The 17,958-nt window shown below is 45.6% G+C and carries 17 protein-coding genes; 11 read left to right on the plus strand and 6 right to left on the minus strand.

The genetic code is table 11. From position 1 onward, the window contains the following. Window positions 1–126 precede the first annotated feature (126 nt). The gene (locus NYE49_RS01755) at window positions 127–723 is read left to right on the plus strand and encodes a DUF1989 domain-containing protein (RefSeq protein ID WP_003246345.1); all 597 of its coding nucleotides are present in this window, start codon (window positions 127–129) and stop codon (window positions 721–723) included. A gap of 129 nt (window positions 724–852) precedes the next feature. Beyond that, window positions 853–1,671, plus strand: a complete 819-nt coding sequence (nadE, locus tag NYE49_RS01760) for an ammonia-dependent NAD(+) synthetase (protein ID WP_003246440.1) — start codon at window positions 853–855, stop codon at window positions 1,669–1,671. A 49-nt stretch (window positions 1,672–1,720) separates the two neighbouring features. Here the strand turns inward: nadE and tmrB are convergent, their stop codons facing one another. Further along, a complete protein-coding gene (gene tmrB, locus NYE49_RS01765) occupies window positions 1,721–2,314 on the minus strand; it encodes a tunicamycin resistance ATP-binding TmrB (RefSeq protein WP_047183529.1) in 594 nt (197 codons plus the stop codon). A 277-nt stretch (window positions 2,315–2,591) separates the two neighbouring features. On the opposite strand from tmrB, the gene NYE49_RS01770 reads away from it, so the two are divergent. Next, a complete protein-coding gene (locus NYE49_RS01770) occupies window positions 2,592–3,152 on the plus strand; it encodes a shikimate kinase (RefSeq protein ID WP_047182050.1) in 561 nt (186 codons plus the stop codon). Window positions 3,153–3,179: 27 nt separating this feature from the next. Here the strand turns inward: NYE49_RS01770 and NYE49_RS01775 are convergent, their stop codons facing one another. Then, window positions 3,180–3,941 (minus strand): class I SAM-dependent methyltransferase, encoded by a 762-nt coding sequence (locus tag NYE49_RS01775; RefSeq protein ID WP_047182051.1) that lies wholly within the window; start codon window positions 3,939–3,941, stop codon window positions 3,180–3,182. Between the two features lie 116 nt (window positions 3,942–4,057). Between NYE49_RS01775 and NYE49_RS01780 the strand changes: the two genes are divergently transcribed. The 7 genes from NYE49_RS01780 to putR all read left to right on the plus strand — a co-directional run bounded on the left by NYE49_RS01780 (window position 4,058) and on the right by putR (window position 12,526). After that, the gene (locus NYE49_RS01780) at window positions 4,058–5,032 is read left to right on the plus strand and encodes a LysR family transcriptional regulator (protein ID WP_342410847.1); all 975 of its coding nucleotides are present in this window, start codon (window positions 4,058–4,060) and stop codon (window positions 5,030–5,032) included. A 71-nt stretch (window positions 5,033–5,103) separates the two neighbouring features. Further along, window positions 5,104–6,060: a cephalosporin C deacetylase gene (gene cah / locus NYE49_RS01785; RefSeq protein ID WP_015715213.1), complete on the plus strand. Its 957-nt coding sequence runs from the start codon at window positions 5,104–5,106 to the stop codon at window positions 6,058–6,060. Between the two features lie 85 nt (window positions 6,061–6,145). Further along, the gene (locus NYE49_RS01790) at window positions 6,146–6,928 is read left to right on the plus strand and encodes a nucleotidyltransferase domain-containing protein (protein WP_047183530.1); all 783 of its coding nucleotides are present in this window, start codon (window positions 6,146–6,148) and stop codon (window positions 6,926–6,928) included. 189 nt (window positions 6,929–7,117) lie between these two features. Then, window positions 7,118–8,029 (plus strand): proline dehydrogenase PutB, encoded by a 912-nt coding sequence (gene putB, locus NYE49_RS01795; RefSeq protein ID WP_080030710.1) that lies wholly within the window; start codon window positions 7,118–7,120, stop codon window positions 8,027–8,029. Between the two features lie 16 nt (window positions 8,030–8,045). Beyond that, window positions 8,046–9,593, plus strand: coding sequence for an L-glutamate gamma-semialdehyde dehydrogenase (pruA, locus tag NYE49_RS01800; RefSeq protein ID WP_003234655.1), 1,548 nt, complete (start codon window positions 8,046–8,048; stop codon window positions 9,591–9,593). Window positions 9,594–9,716: 123 nt separating this feature from the next. Further along, the gene (gene putP, locus NYE49_RS01805; protein WP_234398237.1) at window positions 9,717–11,138 is read left to right on the plus strand and encodes a sodium/proline symporter PutP; all 1,422 of its coding nucleotides are present in this window, start codon (window positions 9,717–9,719) and stop codon (window positions 11,136–11,138) included. A 152-nt stretch (window positions 11,139–11,290) separates the two neighbouring features. Then, a complete protein-coding gene (gene putR / locus NYE49_RS01810) occupies window positions 11,291–12,526 on the plus strand; it encodes a proline utilization transcriptional regulator PutR (RefSeq protein ID WP_015382716.1) in 1,236 nt (411 codons plus the stop codon). Between the two features lie 36 nt (window positions 12,527–12,562). Here the strand turns inward: putR and NYE49_RS01815 are convergent, their stop codons facing one another. From NYE49_RS01815 to NYE49_RS01825, 3 genes are all read right to left on the minus strand, one after another. Next, complete coding sequence (locus tag NYE49_RS01815) at window positions 12,563–13,420, minus strand: TIGR03943 family protein (protein ID WP_047182053.1); 858 nt, start codon at window positions 13,418–13,420, stop codon at window positions 12,563–12,565. A gap of 4 nt (window positions 13,421–13,424) precedes the next feature. Beyond that, window positions 13,425–14,306 carry a permease gene (locus NYE49_RS01820; protein WP_080344253.1) on the minus strand — a complete coding sequence of 294 codons (882 nt, stop codon included), beginning with the start codon at window positions 14,304–14,306 and terminating at the stop codon, window positions 13,425–13,427. A 100-nt stretch (window positions 14,307–14,406) separates the two neighbouring features. Continuing rightward, window positions 14,407–15,261: an alpha/beta hydrolase gene (locus NYE49_RS01825; protein ID WP_047182055.1), complete on the minus strand. Its 855-nt coding sequence runs from the start codon at window positions 15,259–15,261 to the stop codon at window positions 14,407–14,409. Window positions 15,262–15,426: 165 nt separating this feature from the next. On the opposite strand from NYE49_RS01825, the gene ffoR reads away from it, so the two are divergent. Further along, entirely contained in the window at window positions 15,427–16,437 is a 1,011-nt protein-coding gene (ffoR, locus tag NYE49_RS01830) for a ferredoxin--NADP(+) reductase (RefSeq protein ID WP_047182056.1), read from the plus strand. Between the two features lie 31 nt (window positions 16,438–16,468). On the opposite strand, the gene cobA is transcribed toward ffoR, so the two are convergent. Beyond that, window positions 16,469–17,920: a uroporphyrinogen-III C-methyltransferase gene (cobA, locus tag NYE49_RS01835; RefSeq protein WP_080344149.1), complete on the minus strand. Its 1,452-nt coding sequence runs from the start codon at window positions 17,918–17,920 to the stop codon at window positions 16,469–16,471. Window positions 17,921–17,958: the final 38 nt, after the last annotated feature.

Consider the following 17,958-nt stretch of genomic DNA (forward strand, 5'->3'; position numbering starts at 1 on the left):
TTATTCAACCCCTTTTATCTAAGGTTAGATTGTGATCTGTCCGAAGCTTATATACATCGGATTTTTGCCTCTTTTTACATGAAGAAGGAAGCGGACGCTCATACTAATGAAAAAAGGAGCAAACCAATGACACAGCAATATATTGTGGAGCCGAAAAAAGGGCTTGGGCTGAAGCTGAAAAAGGGGCAGATTTTAAAGGTGGTTGATGTAGAAGGGCAGCAGGTGGCTGATTTTGTCGCATACCATGCCAAGGATTTTTATGAACACCTTGATCAGGGAGCGACGATAGACGCCAATCACTCCATTCATGTGAAGGTCAACGACCATCTCTACTCCAACCTGTATAAGCCGATGTTAACCCTGATTGAAGATACGGTCGGCAAGCATGATCTGCTGCTGCCCGCCTGCCGTCCTGATATGAACAGGCTCTTATATGGGAAGCAAAAGGATGAGTTTCAGGATACGTGCTATGACAATATGAACCGTGCGCTTGAGCAGTTTGGCGTACCGAAGCCTCACATGCATTACCCATTTGCGATTTTTATGAATACTGTCCTTGATGAGAAAGGGAATCTGTCTGTGGAAACGCCGCTTTCGAATGCCGGAGATTATGTAAGGCTCAGGGCGGAGATGGATTTAATTGTCGCGTTTTCTTCCTGCCCGATTGAAAAAGGGAAATGCAATGGCGACAGTGTGACATCCATACGGGTTGAAGTCAGCTGATCTCTCTTGTTCACTGTGAATGAAGACCTGTGCTATATTTAATAGGGATACATAACAGTCATGATTCATTTTCATTGATTTGGGGAAATGATCAGTAACAAGGGAAAATGTACAGGAGGAATGATTGGGATGAGCATGCAGGAAAAGATTATGCGTGAGTTACATGTGAAGCCCTCAATTGATCCAAAGCAAGAAATTGAGGACCGAGTCAATTTTTTAAAACAATATGTAAAGAAAACCGGTGCTAAAGGCTTTGTATTGGGAATCAGCGGAGGCCAGGATTCAACACTTGCGGGAAGACTCGCTCAGCTTGCGGTGGAGAGCATTCGCGAGGAGGGCGGAGACGCTCAATTTATCGCGGTCCGTCTTCCGCATGGCACACAGCAGGATGAAGACGATGCCCAGCTTGCTTTGAAGTTTATTAAGCCGGATAAATCATGGAAGTTTGATATTAAATCGACAGTCAGCGCTTTTTCTGATCAGTATCAGCAGGAAACAGGCGATCAGCTGACTGACTTTAATAAAGGAAACGTAAAAGCAAGAACAAGAATGATCGCGCAATACGCGATCGGCGGCCAGGAAGGCCTTCTTGTGTTAGGAACAGACCATGCTGCTGAAGCAGTGACTGGTTTCTTTACGAAGTACGGTGACGGCGGAGCAGACCTCCTGCCGCTGACAGGCTTGACGAAGCGCCAGGGAAGAACCCTGCTGAAAGAGCTGGGTGCACCGGAACGCTTATACTTAAAAGAGCCGACTGCCGATCTGCTCGACGAAAAACCGCAGCAGTCGGATGAAACAGAGCTTGGCATTTCCTACGACGAGATTGACGATTATCTCGAAGGAAAAGAAGTATCAGCGAAAGTATCAGAAGCGCTGGAAAAACGCTACAGCATGACTGAACATAAACGCCAGGTTCCGGCGTCTATGTTTGATGACTGGTGGAAATAAGTTGAAGAAAGCCCGCTCTCGGAGCGGGCTTTTGTTGTGTACAGAAGCTTTATTTGATGCGGATATGATTCAGCTTTACCATTAATCTGTCGGCGAGCCTTCGGAGGCTGCCTCTCGTATCAGGATCTAATGGGAGTTCGGCTCTCGCGGCAATGTTCTCTGCCACATCCTGAATCGACAGGTTGTCTGTTTGAATGTGGTCCTCAAAAATGGGTGATGATAAACCTTCAACGCAGCGGTCAATTTGTTTGGCGGCCCATGAGTTTTTTCCTTCTGCTCTGGTGCGCAGCCTTTTTAACAAGGTTTCCTTTGAAGCCATTAATGTAAAGTGGTGAACGATCCTGCCTTCATGTCTGAGCCTGCCGATGATCTCATTGAAGTATTCAGGATGTACAATCGTCATAGGCACAATAATGATGCCGCGGTATGTATCTGTCAGAGAAGCTAGCAAACTGTAATTGAACGCCCGCCATAAAGGATAGCTTTGAAAATCGTCCTTTGCGATCTCCTGCGGCACCATGGAGCGCAGCGCAAAACCCATTTTCTCGGGATCATACACGTAAGATGGGTTCAGCCTTCTGTGCAGTTCGAAGGCTGTTTGTGTTTTTCCGGAACCGAATGCCCCGTTTATCCAAATGATCATCGCCATTTCTCCCTTCCTATTTATCATACAGAAAAAGACCCTTCCATCGAAGAGTCAGCTGGAAAAACAATAAAGGCGGAAGGTTTTAATGCTTTTTTGCGTCGAAGTATTAAAATACCTGCAGAAATGTTGTACAATGAATGTCATTCAGGCAAAAATGGCTAAACAACAAAGCGCACTATAAGCTTGACCGGTAAAGCCGGTATCTATATAAATATTCGCTAAATAAGCATATAATGAATATAAAATTTCATTCCTTAGGAGGATTTCGCCGAAGATGAACGCTAAACGAGCCATCCCAGTAAGAGAAAGAAATATCGTCCTGATCGGATTCATGGGTGTAGGAAAAACAACAATCGGCCAATTGGTCGCTAAAAAATTATATAGAGATTTTATTGATATTGACCAACAGATCGAAAGGGATTTCAATATGTCAATTCCTGAGATATTTGAGAAAAAGGGAGAAGACTTTTTCCGGAAAACGGAGAAGGAATATATTTTAGACATCTGCCATCATAAACGATTCAAAATCGTATCTCTGGGCGGGGGATCTTTTAAACAAGAAGAAATCAGAAATTGCTGTCTGGAAAACTGTCTCGTGCTTCATCTTGACCTGTCATGGGAGAACTGGAAGCAGCGCGCGGATTTATTGATCGAAAGCCGCCCTGTACTGCATAACCGTTCAATGGATGAAATGGAACAGCTGTTTAACGAAAGAAAAGTCATTTATGACAAGCACAATTCAAAAGTGGCAACAGACAACCTTTCCCCGGAAGAGGTTGCCGATTACATTGTTGAGACATTAAAAATTGGCTGGGATCTTTATCAGCCGATGTAAAAAGCCGTGCGCAGCGCACGGCTTTTTTTATCGTTTTATCCCTTGTATCAAAATCGCTTTTAAACAAAAGGAGACGGGCTGTCCGTTTCGGTTTAATGTAATACAGAACGTGTCGCGTGCTTCGTCTGATGCGTGATTCAAGTGGGTAATGATTTGTTTTTCCCGGTCAGCGGGAGTTCCGCCTCGTTTGATCCAGCTATCGTATTGAATCGGCAAATTCCACTTTTGGATGTCTTGATAGGCCAGTTGATTGGCGCTGAACATCGCCTGCCATTCTGATAATGAGCTTTCTCGAACATGGGAAGGGTCTCGAAGCCGGTTCAACTGATTGACAAACTCATCAAGAATGGGATCTTCAGGCGCGTAATGATCAACTAAGAGAAAACGTCCGTCCTGTTTCAGTACGCGTGCAACCTCGCTGACAGCTTTGCGGACATCTGAAAAATGGTGGGCTGCGTATCGGCAGGTAATGATGTCAAATGAATCGTCGGGGAAGGGGAGTGACTCTGCCGTTCCTTGCTGAAAGCGTACGTTTTCAGCTCCTTTTTCTTGCGCGAAGGAGGACGCAACCTCAACCATCTCTTTCGTCGCATCAACACCGATGCACTCCTGTACATAAGGAGAAAATGCCAGGGCCGTATGGCCGGCGCCCGCTCCGATATCCAGCACCCGATGCTCTGCCCGGCATTCCGCTGTTTTGATCATCAACCCCAAATCTTCCCCCTCGGCAAATACCTTTTCATCCCGATACATCTCGGCGTTTTTAGAAAACGGTGTTTCATTTGTCATTTGAACCAGCTCCTTCTTTTGTAAATGATGATATGGATTATGTTAGCAATTTTTGTTATGATTCGTCCAAGATATAAAAATGATGAAAACGATAGGTTCAACCTATGGGGGCTGAAATGGATATTAAAGTGATGGAATATGCAGCGGAAATTGCCCGGCGCCAAAGCTTTACAAAGGCGGCGGAACATCTTCATATCGCACAGCCGTCTCTCAGCCAGCAAATCAAAAAGCTTGAGGCTGAGCTGGGGCTTACCCTTTTTCACAGATCTCATGGCTCTGTTACACTGACGCCTCACGGCAGGCGTTTCATTGAAAAAGCCGAGGGCATCATTCGTTCCAGAGATGATTTGCTTCGGGAAATGCAGGAGCGATCACAGGGAATCGGTCATAAATTATCCATCGGGATTCCTGCTGTAACAGGGAGATATCTCTTTCCTCCGCTGCTGAAGCAGTTTTTGGCGCGCTATCCTCATGTGGAGGTTCAGCTTGTTGAAAAAGATCCGGTTTCATTAGAGGAGATGACGGCAAAGGGAGAAGTTGACCTTTCTGTTTTATCCTTGCCGATCGAGGATGAACGGCTCTCCATTACACCCTTTCTCACGGAACCGATTGTTCTCGCGGTGCCGAAGGAAAAACAAAGGTGGATGCCGCCGGAAATGGTCGCGCTGATTGAGAAAGCGCTGGAAGAAGATGAGGGACACCAGCCGTGTGTGCCGCTTGACATGGTAAGGAACGTGCCATTTATTCTGTTAAAAGAAGGCTTCGGCTTTCGCAGGACAGTTCTCGATCTCTGTGCGGAAAGCGGCTTTAAGCCGAATGCCGCCTTTAAGACAAGCCATATTGAAACCGCCCAATCTCTTGTGGCTAACGGATTAGGTGTGACAATGGCACCGAATATGGTCAGAAGGGATAAAGATCCGGGTGTGATCTATTTATCGATTCAATCCGCGCCATCACGAACCCTCGTCTTCGTCTTTTTAAAGAACCGCTATGTCAGTCTGACCGCCCGGGCCTTTATGGAACTAAGCCGGGAAAGTCTTAAACAAACGTTTGATGAAGGCTGTCTGGGAAACAATGATGAAAATATTTAGAAAACAAAGCCGAAACGTGGTAGTATAGGAATACAAACTATATCTTATAAAACAAAGGGGAATAATCGGAAATGCAACTATTCGATCTGCCGCTCGACCAATTGCAAACATATAAGCCTGAAAAAACAGCACCGAAAGATTTTTCTGAGTTTTGGAAATTGTCTTTGGAGGAACTTGCAAAAGTCCAAGCAGAACCTGATTTACAGCCGGTTGACTATCCTGCTGACGGAGTAAAAGTGTACCGTCTCACATATAAAAGCTTCGGAAACGCCCGCATTACCGGATGGTACGCGGTGCCTGACAAGGAAGGCCCGCATCCGGCGATCGTGAAATATCATGGCTACAATGCAAGCTATGATGGTGAGATTCATGAAATGGTAAACTGGGCACTCCATGGCTACGCCGCATTCGGCATGCTTGTCCGCGGCCAGCAGAGCAGCGAGGATACGAGTATTTCACCGCACGGTCACGCTTTGGGCTGGATGACGAAAGGAATTCTTGATAAAGATACATACTATTACCGCGGTGTTTATTTGGACGCCGTCCGCGCGCTTGAGGTCATCAGCAGCTTCGACGAGGTTGACGAAACAAGGATCGGTGTGACAGGAGGAAGCCAAGGCGGAGGTTTAACCATTGCCGCAGCAGCGCTGTCAGACATTCCAAAAGCCGCGGTTGCCGATTATCCTTATTTAAGCAACTTTGAACGGGCCATTGATGTGGCGCTTGAACAGCCGTACCTTGAAATCAATTCCTTCTTCAGAAGAAATGGCAGCCCGGAAACAGAAGTGCAGGCGATGAAGACACTTTCATATTTCGATATTATGAATCTCGCTGACCGAGTGAAGGTGCCTGTCCTGATGTCAATCGGCCTGATTGACAAGGTCACGCCGCCGTCCACCGTGTTTGCCGCCTACAATCATTTGGAAACAGAGAAAGAGCTGAAGGTGTACCGCTACTTCGGACATGAGTATATCCCTGCTTTTCAAACGGAAAAACTTGCTTTCTTTAAGCAGCATCTTAAAGGCTGATAAATGTGAAAAGCCGCCGCGCATATCATCAGGCGGTTTTTTTCTGCGAACTGCCGGAATGAGAACAGACTGGAGACGAATAGATATGAAACAAAGAATCATTGATGAATTAAAACGGATCGAGCAGTCATACGGAGTTAAAATCGTGTATGCCGTCGAGTCAGGAAGCCGCGCATGGGGATTTCCCTCGCAGGATAGTGATTACGACGTCCGCTTTATTTATGTGCCGAAAAAGGAGTGGTATTTTTCAATTGAGCAGGAGCGTGATGTCATTGAGGAACCGATTCACGATTTGCTGGATATCAGCGGCTGGGAGCTGAGAAAAACGCTTCGGCTTTTCAAAAAGTCAAACCCTCCGCTCCTCGAATGGCTGTCCTCAGACATTGTGTATTATGAAGCATTTACGACCGCAGAGCAGTTAAGAAAACTGCGGACGGAGGCATTTAAGCCTGAAGCAAGCGTGTATCACTATATCAATATGGCGAGAAGAAACGTCAAGGATTATCTACAAGGACAAGAGGTCAAAATTAAAAAGTACTTCTACGTTCTTCGGCCTATTTTGGCCTGCCAATGGATTGAAAAGCACGGAACCATTCCGCCAATGGACTTTACTGTTTTGATGAATGAACTTATTGCTGAACCCGAGCTGAAGGCTGAAATGGAAACTTTGCTTGAACGGAAAAGAAGAGGAGAAGAGCTTGACCTCGAAGCAAGAATCGATGTTATTCACCAATTCATTGAAACGGAAATCGAAAGAATCATGGAAGCGGCAAAAGAACTGAAGGCAGAGAAAAAAGATATGACACCTGAGTTGAACCGTTTGCTTTTGAATACGGTTGAAGAAGTGTGGAAGGATGGAGGAAGCTGATGTTTTTTATCGCTTCCTTTTCTCCTTTATTCGACAAAATCCCCCCCGACTTTCTAACTATCTGATTGTGGCAAACCCACAAAAATAATCAGAATCTTTGTATTTTGAGAATATTGTGAACGCCGGTTTTGTCCATTTACAATAAACTCATACAAATACTTCTTAGATTGCGGGGTGTTGAGGTTGGAAGTGATCACAAGAGATTTTTTCTTATTTTTATCCAAAAGCGGCTTTCTCAATAAAATGGCGAGGAACTGGGGAAGCCGGGTAGCAGCGGGTAAAATTATCGGCGGGAATGACTTTAACAGTTCAATCCCGACCATTCGACAGCTTAACAGCCAAGGCCTGTCAGTTACTGTCGATCATTTAGGCGAGTTCGTGAACAGCGCCGAGGTCGCACGGGAGCGTACGGAAGAGTGCATTCAAACCATTGCGACCATCGCGGATCAGGAGCTGAACTCACACGTTTCTTTAAAAATGACGTCTTTAGGTTTGGATATAGATATGGATTTGGTGTATGAAAATATGACAAAAATCCTTCAGACGGCCGAGAAACATAAAATCATGGTCACCATTGACATGGAGGACGAAGTCAGATGCCAGAAAACGCTTGATATTTTCAAAGATTTCAGAAAGAAATACGAGCATGTGAGCACAGTGCTGCAAGCCTATCTGTACCGGACGGAAAAAGACATTGACGATTTGGATTCTTTAAACCCGTTCCTTCGCCTTGTAAAAGGAGCTTATAAAGAATCAGAAAAAGTAGCTTTCCCGGAGAAAAGCGATGTCGATGAAAATTACAAAAAAATCATCCGAAAGCAGCTCTTAAACGGTCACTATACAGCGATTGCCACACATGACGACAAAATGATCGACTTTACAAAGCAGCTTGCCAAGGAACATGGCATTGCCCATGACAAGTTTGAATTTCAGATGCTGTACGGCATGCGGTCGCAAACCCAGCTCAGCCTCGTAAAAGAAGGTTATAACATGAGAGTCTACCTGCCATACGGCGAGGATTGGTACGGCTACTTTATGAGACGCCTTGCAGAACGTCCGTCAAACATTGCATTTGCTTTCAAAGGAATGACAAAGAAGTAAAAAAGGAGAGATTATCATGACAACACCTTACAAACACGAGCCATTCACAAATTTCCAAGATCAAAACAACGTGGAAGCGTTTAAAAAAGCGCTTGCGACAGTAAGCGAATATTTAGGAAAAGACTATCCGCTTGTCATTAACGGCGAGAGAGTGGAAACGGAAGCGAAAATCGTTTCAATCAACCCGGCTGATAAAGAAGAAGTCGTCGGCCGAGTGTCAAAAGCGTCTCAAGAGCACGCTGAGCAAGCGATTCAAGCGGCTGCAAAAGCATTTGAAGAGTGGAGATACACGTCTCCTGAAGAGAGAGCGGCTGTCCTGTTCCGCGCTGCTGCCAAAGTCCGCAGAAGAAAACATGAATTCTCAGCTTTGCTTGTGAAAGAAGCAGGAAAGCCTTGGAACGAGGCGGATGCCGATACGGCTGAAGCGATCGACTTCATGGAGTATTATGCACGCCAAATGATCGAACTGGCAAAAGGCAAACCGGTCAACAGCCGTGAAGGCGAGAAAAACCAATATGTATACACGCCGACTGGAGTGACAGTCGTGATCCCGCCTTGGAACTTCTTGTTTGCGATCATGGCAGGCACAACAGTGGCGCCGATCGTTACTGGAAACACAGTGGTTCTGAAACCTGCGAGTGCTACACCTGTTATTGCAGCAAAATTTGTTGAGGTGCTTGAAGAGTCCGGATTGCCAAAAGGCGTAGTCAACTTTGTTCCGGGAAGCGGAGCGGAAGTAGGCGACTATCTTGTTGACCATCCGAAAACAAGCCTTATCACATTTACGGGATCAAGAGAAGTTGGTACGAGAATTTTCGAACGCGCGGCGAAGGTTCAGCCGGGCCAGCAGCATTTAAAGCGTGTCATCGCTGAAATGGGCGGTAAAGATACGGTTGTTGTTGATGAGGATGCGGACATTGAATTAGCGGCTCAATCGATCTTTACTTCAGCATTCGGCTTTGCGGGACAAAAATGCTCTGCAGGTTCACGTGCAGTTGTTCATGAAAAAGTGTATGATCAAGTATTAGAGCGTGTCATTGAAATTACGGAATCAAAAGTAACAGCTAAACCTGACAGTGCAGATGTTTATATGGGACCTGTCATTGACCAAGGTTCTTATGATAAAATTATGAGCTATATTGAAATCGGAAAACAGGAAGGGCGTTTAGTAAGCGGCGGTACCGGTGATGATTCGAAAGGATACTTCATCAAACCGACGATCTTCGCTGACCTTGATCCGAAAGCAAGACTCATGCAGGAAGAAATTTTCGGACCTGTCGTTGCATTTTGTAAAGTGTCAGACTTTGATGAAGCTTTAGAAGTGGCAAACAATACTGAATATGGTTTGACAGGCGCGGTTATCACAAACAACCGCAAGCACATCGAGCGTGCGAAACAGGAATTCCATGTCGGAAACCTATACTTCAACCGCAACTGTACAGGTGCTATCGTCGGCTACCATCCGTTTGGCGGCTTCAAAATGTCGGGAACGGATTCAAAAGCAGGCGGGCCGGATTACTTGGCTCTGCATATGCAAGCAAAAACAATCAGTGAAATGTTCTAAGCGGGACTAAATGGGCATCCTCCCTGCGGGGGTGTCCATTTCATCCATATACTATAAAAAAGAGGAGGAAGTGCCATAGAAAACACACAGCTGATTATTTCGATTTGTATTTATATGGCGGGAATGCTGCTGATCGGCTACTTTGCTTACAAGCGTACGTCGAATCTGACGGATTACATGCTGGGAGGACGCTCTTTGGGTCCGGCAGTAACCGCTCTCAGTGCCGGCGCTGCCGATATGAGCGGCTGGCTGCTAATGGGGCTCCCGGGCGCCATGTTTTCAACAGGTCTGAGCGGAGTTTGGATTGTGTTCGGACTTTGCCTTGGAGCATGGGCGAACTGGCTCTACGTTGCGCCGCGGCTGAGAACCTATACTGAAAAAGCGGGGAATTCAATTACAATTCCCGGATTCCTGGAGAATCGCTTCGGAGATCAAACAAAGCTTCTCAGACTGTTTTCGGGAATTGTCATTTTAGTCTTTTTCACGTTTTATGTATCGTCCGGAATGGTGTCCGGCGGCGTCTTATTCAACAGCATCTTGGGGATGGATTATCACACCGGCCTGTGGATTGTGACGGGTGTTGTTGTGGCATATACCCTGTTTGGCGGCTTTTTGGCAGTCAGCTGGACAGATTTTGTTCAGGGGATCATTATGTTTGCCGCACTCATTCTTGTGCCGATCGTTACGTTTTTCCACACAGGAGGAGCAGGTGATACAGTTGCTGAAATCCGCTCTGTAGACCCTGATATGTTTAATATTTTCAAAGGAACGAGCGTCCTTGGCATTATTTCTTTGTTTGCCTGGGGGCTGGGATACTTTGGCCAGCCGCATATTATTGTGCGTTTTATGGCGATCACGTCTGTCAAAGAGATCAAAAGAGCGCGCAGAATCGGGATGGGCTGGATGATTTTGTCTGCAGTAGGCGCAGTGCTGACCGGTTTGGGCGGAATCGCTTATTACCATCAGCGGGGCATGACACTGAAGGACCCTGAGACGATTTTTATTCAGTTAGGGAATATCTTGTTCCATCCGATTATCACGGGTTTTCTGATTTCAGCGATTTTGGCTGCGATTATGAGTACCATTTCTTCTCAGCTGCTTGTGACATCAAGCTCTCTGGTAGAAGATTTGTATAAGTCGATGTTCAGACGCTCAGCTTCAGATAAAGAACTGGTGTTTTTAGGCCGACTGGCTGTTCTGGCTGTTTCAATTGTCGCGTTGGTTCTGGCTTGGGAGAAAAATAACACCATCCTTGGATTGGTCAGCTACGCGTGGGCGGGCTTCGGTGCATCATTCGGGCCAGTTGTACTGCTCAGTCTGTTTTGGAAACGAATGACCAAATGGGGGGCACTCGCCGGCATGATTGTGGGAGCAGCGACTGTAATCATTTGGGCGAATGCCGGTCTTTCGGACTTTCTGTATGAAATGATACCTGGTTTTGCTGCGAGTCTATTATCTGTCTTTTTTGTCAGCATATTGACGCAGGCTCCGTCACAAGCTGTCACAGACCAGTTCAACGACTACCAAGATACAATGTCACAATAAAGATCGAAAGGAGGAGGAAGGGGCTGTCCCTTTTTCCTCTTTTCTCCTTTTAAGCGGCTATTTTTTTCTTTTGGAAACAAACGTATTTTTTTCTATACAAAAAGACCCCGTATGGATATGATTAAAGTAAAAAAAGTATAGGAGAAAAAGGTATGGAAGAGCTTTTAGAGAGAGTTTTTTCATTTTCAGATGTTGATAAGCTGATTGATTTTATTAGCTATGAGCTGCAAAAGCCAGTGATACTGGAAAGCGCGGATTTCTTTTTGTTAGCCTATAATTCTTACTATATTAACCATTTTGATTCTGCCAACCAGCAGACTATTTTTTCGAAAAAGTGTCCGGTCCAGATTTTTGAGAGGTTTCTGAAGGACGGAATTATTGAAAAATTGAAAACAGAGCCTGAGCCTTTTCGCGTCAATAAAATTGAAAGCATCGGGTTAAACCAGAGGGTGGTCGTGAGTGCAAAGCACAAAGGGGAAGTCATGGGCTACATCTGGATACAGGAGCTGGACCAAAATCTGACGGATGAAGAGCTCGACTTTTTGTACGAGACCTCCTTCCATGTCGGGAAAATCATTTATAAAACGAATAAATTGAAACAGGAAAAGGAAGAAAAAGCAGAGAATCTCATCAAACGGGCGATCTATCAGCAATTTACCTCTGAGAAGGAACTCAGACGGGAAGCTGAAAGGATCAACACCGTGCTGCCTTCCATGTTTTCAGTTGTTATCCTGCACGCCGCAAATGGGGATGGGGAAGCGGTTGAGGATCTAAAGGAAAATATCAGGTCGTACCTGAATTTACGGGATAAGGTCAGTCATGTCTTAACGATCGAATCAAATATTGTCATCGTCGTAGCGAGTTTTTCCCAAAAAAGCTCCGTCTCCTCAGCAGCTTCTGAGTTTATTAACAAGCTGTTAACACATTTTCACTTTCAAAAAATACCTACCCCTATTTATATCGGTATCGGAAACGAATATAATCACCTATTAAAACTTGGCAAGAGTTACACAGAAGCACTTGAAGTCATCAAAGCCGCAGAAATCACCGGCAATCAGGAAAACATTCCATATGAATATGCCAAACTCGGCATTTACCGCTATTTAGAAAGCATCGAACAGAAAAATGAATTTTTAGAATACGAGAATAAAGATTTAGCTTTATTAAAAGCGAAAGACGAAGAAAGCAGCACTGAGCTGCTCAAAACCTTGGAAATCTATCTCCTCAACAACTGCAAAACAAAACCAGCGGCAGAACAGCTGTTTATTCATCAAAATACATTGAATTACCGCATCAAACAGATTACTGAGATGACGTCGATCGATTTAAGCGATTTCAGAACGAGGTGCCAGCTCTATCTCGATTTGATGCTGATGAAAAAGAAATAAAAAAGAAACCAGTACTTGTACTGGTTTCGTCTTCACTTAAAATCCTCTGTAAACATACGGATCATCAGGTTTTTTAATGGTATTCCAGTCAGTTACTTTGACGACAGGGAGAGTTGACTTGAATGGCTGGTAATATTCTGAGGCCAGAGTGCCCTTAATGTGAATCCATTCATCATCCTTGATGTCCATGTCCTTCGGAAATTCCACAAGCATCCCGTACACGCCGGAATCAGCGATACAGTGAATGACGCCAAACCTTAATACGAACAACTGATTTTTGTTAATTGCGTTTCCTTTGTAAGCAAATCCATGAAATTCTATCGTCCGTCCGAGAAATTCACCCGGATAGTTATAGATGGTTTCCATTCCTTTTAGGAAATCGTCATCGGTCAGAGAAATCTCTTTTTTGCTGGAATACTTATTAAACAGCTGTTTCATTTGTTTGTCATAGCTGTCTTGCGCGTAATAAAGGCTGGCATCAGGCCGCAAATACTGTGTTTGGGAGTAGTGATCTCCGCTCTCCATCGCCTTAAACGAGAACCCTTTTGTTTTGACTATGGATGAGTCAAGCGTTGCAATCGGGAAGAAGATGCCTGACACCAAAGGAAAAAGAAAAACAACATAAATCAAATAACGCTGATAAAATGGCTTGTTTTGTTCATGGTCATGCTCATGATCATGGCCGCACCCGCAATCATGGTCATGATGATGCCTTCTTTTTTCAGGCGACTTGATAAATAGGTACGCTTGAACGGCTGTCAAAATGGCCAGCAGGAAGATCGCAATAAAGGATAGATAGGCATATTTCATATTGATATATTTTGTTAGATTTCCTGAGGCATGCAGATGATAAAAGAAAAACGTAAATCCCATCAGCACCAATAAACGAAACATCCAATCACCCCTTTACCAGTAGTGATCCCGCTAAAACAATCACGACAATGTACGTAATCAGCAGGAAAACAAATCGTTTTTTGAAGGCCGCAAGCATCATCAATAGATTCTTAATATCCACCATCGCGCCAAAGACGAGAAAGGCGATTAACGAGCCTAATGAAAATGTGCTGCTGAAGGAAGACGCGATGAACGCATCGACCTCTGAACAAAGCGACAAGACAAACGCCAGTCCCATCATCACGAGTGAAGAGGATACATCATTCTGCCCGATCGCAAGCAAAGTGGATGTTTTGACATACGTCTGCATAGCGGCTGCGATAAAGGCGCCGATGATTAAATATTTTCCCACGGAGAAAAATTCATCAATGGCGTGACGCAAGGTCCCTCCCAGCTTTTGAAGCAGGGTGTGATGATGATGATGGTGGCCGGGTTCATCAGGCTTTAAAAGCTGGTTATCCCTAAATTGATAGGATAAGATGATCCCGATGATCAGCGAGACGGCGAGAGCCAGTCCGCCTCTGTAAAAGACAACGCTCCATCTATTCCCGAACGCAATATAAGTAGAAAATAAAACGATAGGATTAATGATAGGCGCGGTCAGCATGAAAGCAACGCCCGCATGCAGAGGAACTCCCTTTAACAGAAGCCGCCTCGTAATCGGGATGATGCCGCATTCGCAGGCGGGAAATAAAACGCCGGCCAGCGCACCGAATAAAACGGCGAGAAAACGGTTTTTCGGCATGATTCTTGCAATCATTTCTTCAGAAACAAACATTTGAATGATTCCGGAAAGTATGACGCCAATCAGAATAAACGGAATGGCTTCTATTAAAATGCTGATAAAAATAGAATTCAGCTGAAGAAAAGATGATTGTGCTGTCACAATAAAACCTCCGCTCATGTTAAGCTGCCTTTCTTATGATACCAGAAAAAAAAGGCACTGCTTGTTTGACGGAGGAGGGGAAAGGATCGTTTCACTTTGGTTAGGATTCCAAAAAGCCGAGCAGGATACTGTCTGTTTCTGCAGCTTCTTTTCCGAGCCAAATCAGATGCCCCCATGAGTGAAGCAAACAGAGAGAAGCGCCACGAATGTGCTCTTTTGCATGATGTGCATGTGACAAGTCAACCAATCCATCATAAACACTTTGCATAATCAGCACGGGACATATGATGGCTTGCAGCTCTTTTGAAGAGACAGCGGCGGTTTGTGACAAGTCAAGCAGAAATCCTTCACCCGAGCGCTGCCGGCTGTTCATTTTCCGAAATGCTTCTATGTCTTTTTCATCCATCAAGGACTTGATTCGCTGAAACGGAATGGTGCTGAATTGGGGGCTCATAGCTCGAAACATCAAACGCGGGAAAGCGTTATTCAAAGAAGAAATCAGCTTCCATATCCACTTTTCCACCGGCGGGCGGAAGAGAATTCTCCCCAATTTATATTCAGTGTTTTTTGGAGTGAGCCACTCTTTGGTGACCGCGGATTGCAGGGTCAATGTATTTACTCTTTCCGGATAATGTGAGGCAAAGCATATGCCGCTCAGCCCTCCTGCTGAGATGGCGATCACATGGACACTATCGATTTGTAGATGATCTAATAATTTCACATAGAAACGGCAGGCGTTGGCAAGACTTTTTCCAATTTCTTTTGACGTTCGTCCATAGCCGGGCCTTGAAGGCGTAATGATGGAATACCCTTGCAAAATCAACGCTGTGTATCCGAATTCCTCGTAACAATTTGAATGCCCGCCATGCATGACAAGGATTGGGGTTCCCTTGCCTGTCACAGAATATTCTAGTGTACGGCCATCGAAGGTGATCGTTTCGACTCGTCTTTTCATCTGTTTCACCCATTTGTTTTTTGCCTATTATAGAGTTTTCAGCAATTGACCACAAGGTAGAAGAAATGAATAAACAAAGGCCCTTGAAATATGATATACTTTGTATTGATATTCATTCTCAATTAAAATTTTGATATAGATGTGAACAAACGGGAGGCAGGACGCATGGCTGAGAATCAAGAGGTATATGACGTTACGATTATAGGCGGGGGGCCGATTGGGCTGTTTACTGCTTTTTACTGCGGGATGCGGGAGCTGAAAACAAAGGTAATCGAATTTTTGCCGAAGCTCGGAGGGAAGGTGTCTTTATTCTTTCCTGAGAAAATCATTCGCGATATCGGCGGCATACCGGGGATTGCGGGAAAGCAGCTGATCGAGCAGCTGAAGGAGCAGGCGGCAACGTTTGATCCTGATATCGTATTGAATCAGCGTGTGACCGGGTTTGAACGCCTGGATGACGGCACCATTGTACTGACGGGTTCTGAAGGGGAAAAGCACTATACAAGAACTGTGATTTTGGCTTGCGGCATGGGTACGCTTGAGGTCAATGAGTTTGACAGCGAGGATGCGGCCCGATATGCGGGCAAAAATCTTCATTATGGAGTGGAGAAGCTCGATGCGTTTAAAGATAAGCGCGTGGTGATATCAGGCGGCGGAGATACTGCGGTTGATTGGGCTAATGAGCTTGAACCGCTTGCGGCGTCTGTGACTGTCGTTCATCGCCGCGAGGAATTCGGAGGAATGGAAAGCAGCGTGACGAAAATGAAACAATCATCGGTGCGGGTGCTTACTCCTTATTGTCTGGAGCAGCTGAGCGGCGATGAAGAGCGCATCAAAAGCGTGACGATTTGTCATACTGAATCAGGCAAAAGGGAAGATATAGAGGTTGATGAGCTGATCATTAATCATGGTTTCAAAATTGATCTAGGGCCGATGATGGAGTGGGGGCTGGAGATTGAAGAAGGAAGGGTGAAAGCTGACAGACATATGCGAACGAATCTTCCGGGCGTGTTTGTGGCGGGCGACGCGGCTTTTTATGAAAGCAAGCTGAGATTAATTGCCGGCGGCTTTACCGAAGGCCCGACAGCAGTCAACAGCGCTAAGGCTTATTTGGATCCTAAGGCTGAGAATATGGCGATGTATTCAACCCATCATAAAAAATTGGTACATAAATAAAACAGCCCTTGGGGGAAAGGGCTGTTTGCCATCAGCTGTGAAGGAGTTTTCTTTCCGCTTGTTGGTTTTGGATGAAAGCAAACAATTCATCCTGTTCTTGGATGGCTGTGAATCCATAAGCCCCGGCAGCTGAGTCATCGCCTAAACAGACGATAGGAGGCCGGCTTGCTGACGGTTCCGGCGACATGCCAATTTGTTCGCCAGTATTGATCAATTGCTGAACGGACAGCTTGTTCGGGCAAATGACCATGTGCAGCGGGGATTCACTGATGGTACGCTGAATCATGTGGGTGAACCGGTCATCTATGACGTTTTCATGAGTGATATAAAACGAACAGGATTCATGCTTTTGCATGTTTTCCACTGCATGGCGGCTCCCCACAACAAGACGTTTCTCTGAATCAGGCTGAATGGCGGTGATAAGAAAGCCCCGTTTCTCAAGCTCTGTCTTTGCTTGCTCAGATGCTGCACTCAGTTTGGCTGTCAGCTGGCGGATGTCGATTTTCTGAGAAGCCAGTGCTCTGAAAAATTCACAAACCGCCCGGCGCGATGTGAAAAAAACGTCTTCAAAGGTGCCAATCTTTCGAAGAATGTCTTCATTGACTGGCATGTTTTCGGTCCGCCATTTCGGCCACTCGATGACATCGGCGCCGGAATCGCGCAGCTTGTCTGCAAGCGGGTCTTCATCTTCGCCATGAGTCACAACCATCAAATGCCGTCCGATAAGCGGTTTGCTTTCAAACCAGCTGTGTGTTTGAAAGTTGACGATGTCTCCGATGACGATAATCGCGGGGTTTGTAATCTGGTGTTCCTGCACTTTTTGCTGGATGTTCTCAAGTGTTCCTTTCACACTCCGCTGGCGGCCCCACGTTCCCCATTGGATGACAATGACAGGGACAGAAGGCGATTTCCCGTATGAAATAAGCTGCTGGCAAATATAAGACAAGTTCTTGACACCCATGTAAAAAACAAGGGTTTGAACGCTTCGGGCAAGCCCTTCCCAGTCAAGGTTCGGCGTGCCTTTTAATGATTTATCATGCGCTGTAATCATGGCAAAAGACGATGCAAAATCCCGATGCGTGACGGGGATGCCCGCATATAGCGGCGCTGCAATTCCAGAGGTGATTCCCGGCACCATTTCATAGCGAATGCCGTGCTCATGAAGAGCATCTGCTTCCTCGCCGACTCTGCCGAATACGCTCGGATCTCCGCCCTTCAAGCGAACGACGGTTAACCCATTTAATGCTTTTTCAACCAGCAGGGCGTTAATTTCTTTTTGTTTCATAAAATGGCGGTCTGGCAGTTTTCCGCAATAAATAAACTGACAATCCGGTGATGCAAATTCGAGCAGCTTCGGGTTGGCGAGCCGGTCATATAAAATCACATCTGCTTCCTCGAGCGCCTGTTTTCCTTTGATGGTGAGCAGGCCTGGGTCGCCGGGCCCGGCTCCCACGAAATATACGATTCCGTTCTTCATGATCATGTCATCCTTCCGTCACTGTAAAAAATGAAGGACCACTA

This window comes from Bacillus sp. FSL L8-0358, assembly GCF_038593095.1.
GTDB lineage: Bacteria > Bacillota > Bacilli > Bacillales > Bacillaceae > Bacillus > Bacillus subtilis.

What these genes read in the sequence shown, in the direction of transcription:
- tmrB (WP_047183529.1), bottom strand. Translation starts at nt 2,314, where the DNA reads ATGATCATTTGGATAAACGGGGCATTCGGTTCCGGAAAAACACAAACA.
- NYE49_RS01815 (WP_047182053.1), bottom strand. Translation starts at nt 13,420, where the DNA reads ATGTTTCGTTTATTGGTGCTGATGGGATTTACGTTTTTCTTTTATCAT.
- ffoR (WP_047182056.1), top strand. Translation starts at nt 15,427, where the DNA reads ATGGCTGAGAATCAAGAGGTATATGACGTTACGATTATAGGCGGGGGG.
- NYE49_RS01790 (WP_047183530.1), top strand. Translation starts at nt 6,146, where the DNA reads ATGAAACAAAGAATCATTGATGAATTAAAACGGATCGAGCAGTCATAC.
- pruA (WP_003234655.1), top strand. Translation starts at nt 8,046, where the DNA reads ATGACAACACCTTACAAACACGAGCCATTCACAAATTTCCAAGATCAA.
- NYE49_RS01775 (WP_047182051.1), bottom strand. Translation starts at nt 3,941, where the DNA reads ATGACAAATGAAACACCGTTTTCTAAAAACGCCGAGATGTATCGGGAT.
- NYE49_RS01780 (WP_342410847.1), top strand. Translation starts at nt 4,058, where the DNA reads ATGGATATTAAAGTGATGGAATATGCAGCGGAAATTGCCCGGCGCCAA.
- NYE49_RS01825 (WP_047182055.1), bottom strand. Translation starts at nt 15,261, where the DNA reads ATGAAAAGACGAGTCGAAACGATCACCTTCGATGGCCGTACACTAGAA.
- NYE49_RS01755 (WP_003246345.1), top strand. Translation starts at nt 127, where the DNA reads ATGACACAGCAATATATTGTGGAGCCGAAAAAAGGGCTTGGGCTGAAG.
- NYE49_RS01770 (WP_047182050.1), top strand. Translation starts at nt 2,592, where the DNA reads ATGAACGCTAAACGAGCCATCCCAGTAAGAGAAAGAAATATCGTCCTG.
- putR (WP_015382716.1), top strand. Translation starts at nt 11,291, where the DNA reads ATGGAAGAGCTTTTAGAGAGAGTTTTTTCATTTTCAGATGTTGATAAG.
- putP (WP_234398237.1), top strand. Translation starts at nt 9,717, where the DNA reads ATGCTGCTGATCGGCTACTTTGCTTACAAGCGTACGTCGAATCTGACG.
- nadE (WP_003246440.1), top strand. Translation starts at nt 853, where the DNA reads ATGAGCATGCAGGAAAAGATTATGCGTGAGTTACATGTGAAGCCCTCA.
- cobA (WP_080344149.1), bottom strand. Translation starts at nt 17,920, where the DNA reads ATGATCATGAAGAACGGAATCGTATATTTCGTGGGAGCCGGGCCCGGC.
- cah (WP_015715213.1), top strand. Translation starts at nt 5,104, where the DNA reads ATGCAACTATTCGATCTGCCGCTCGACCAATTGCAAACATATAAGCCT.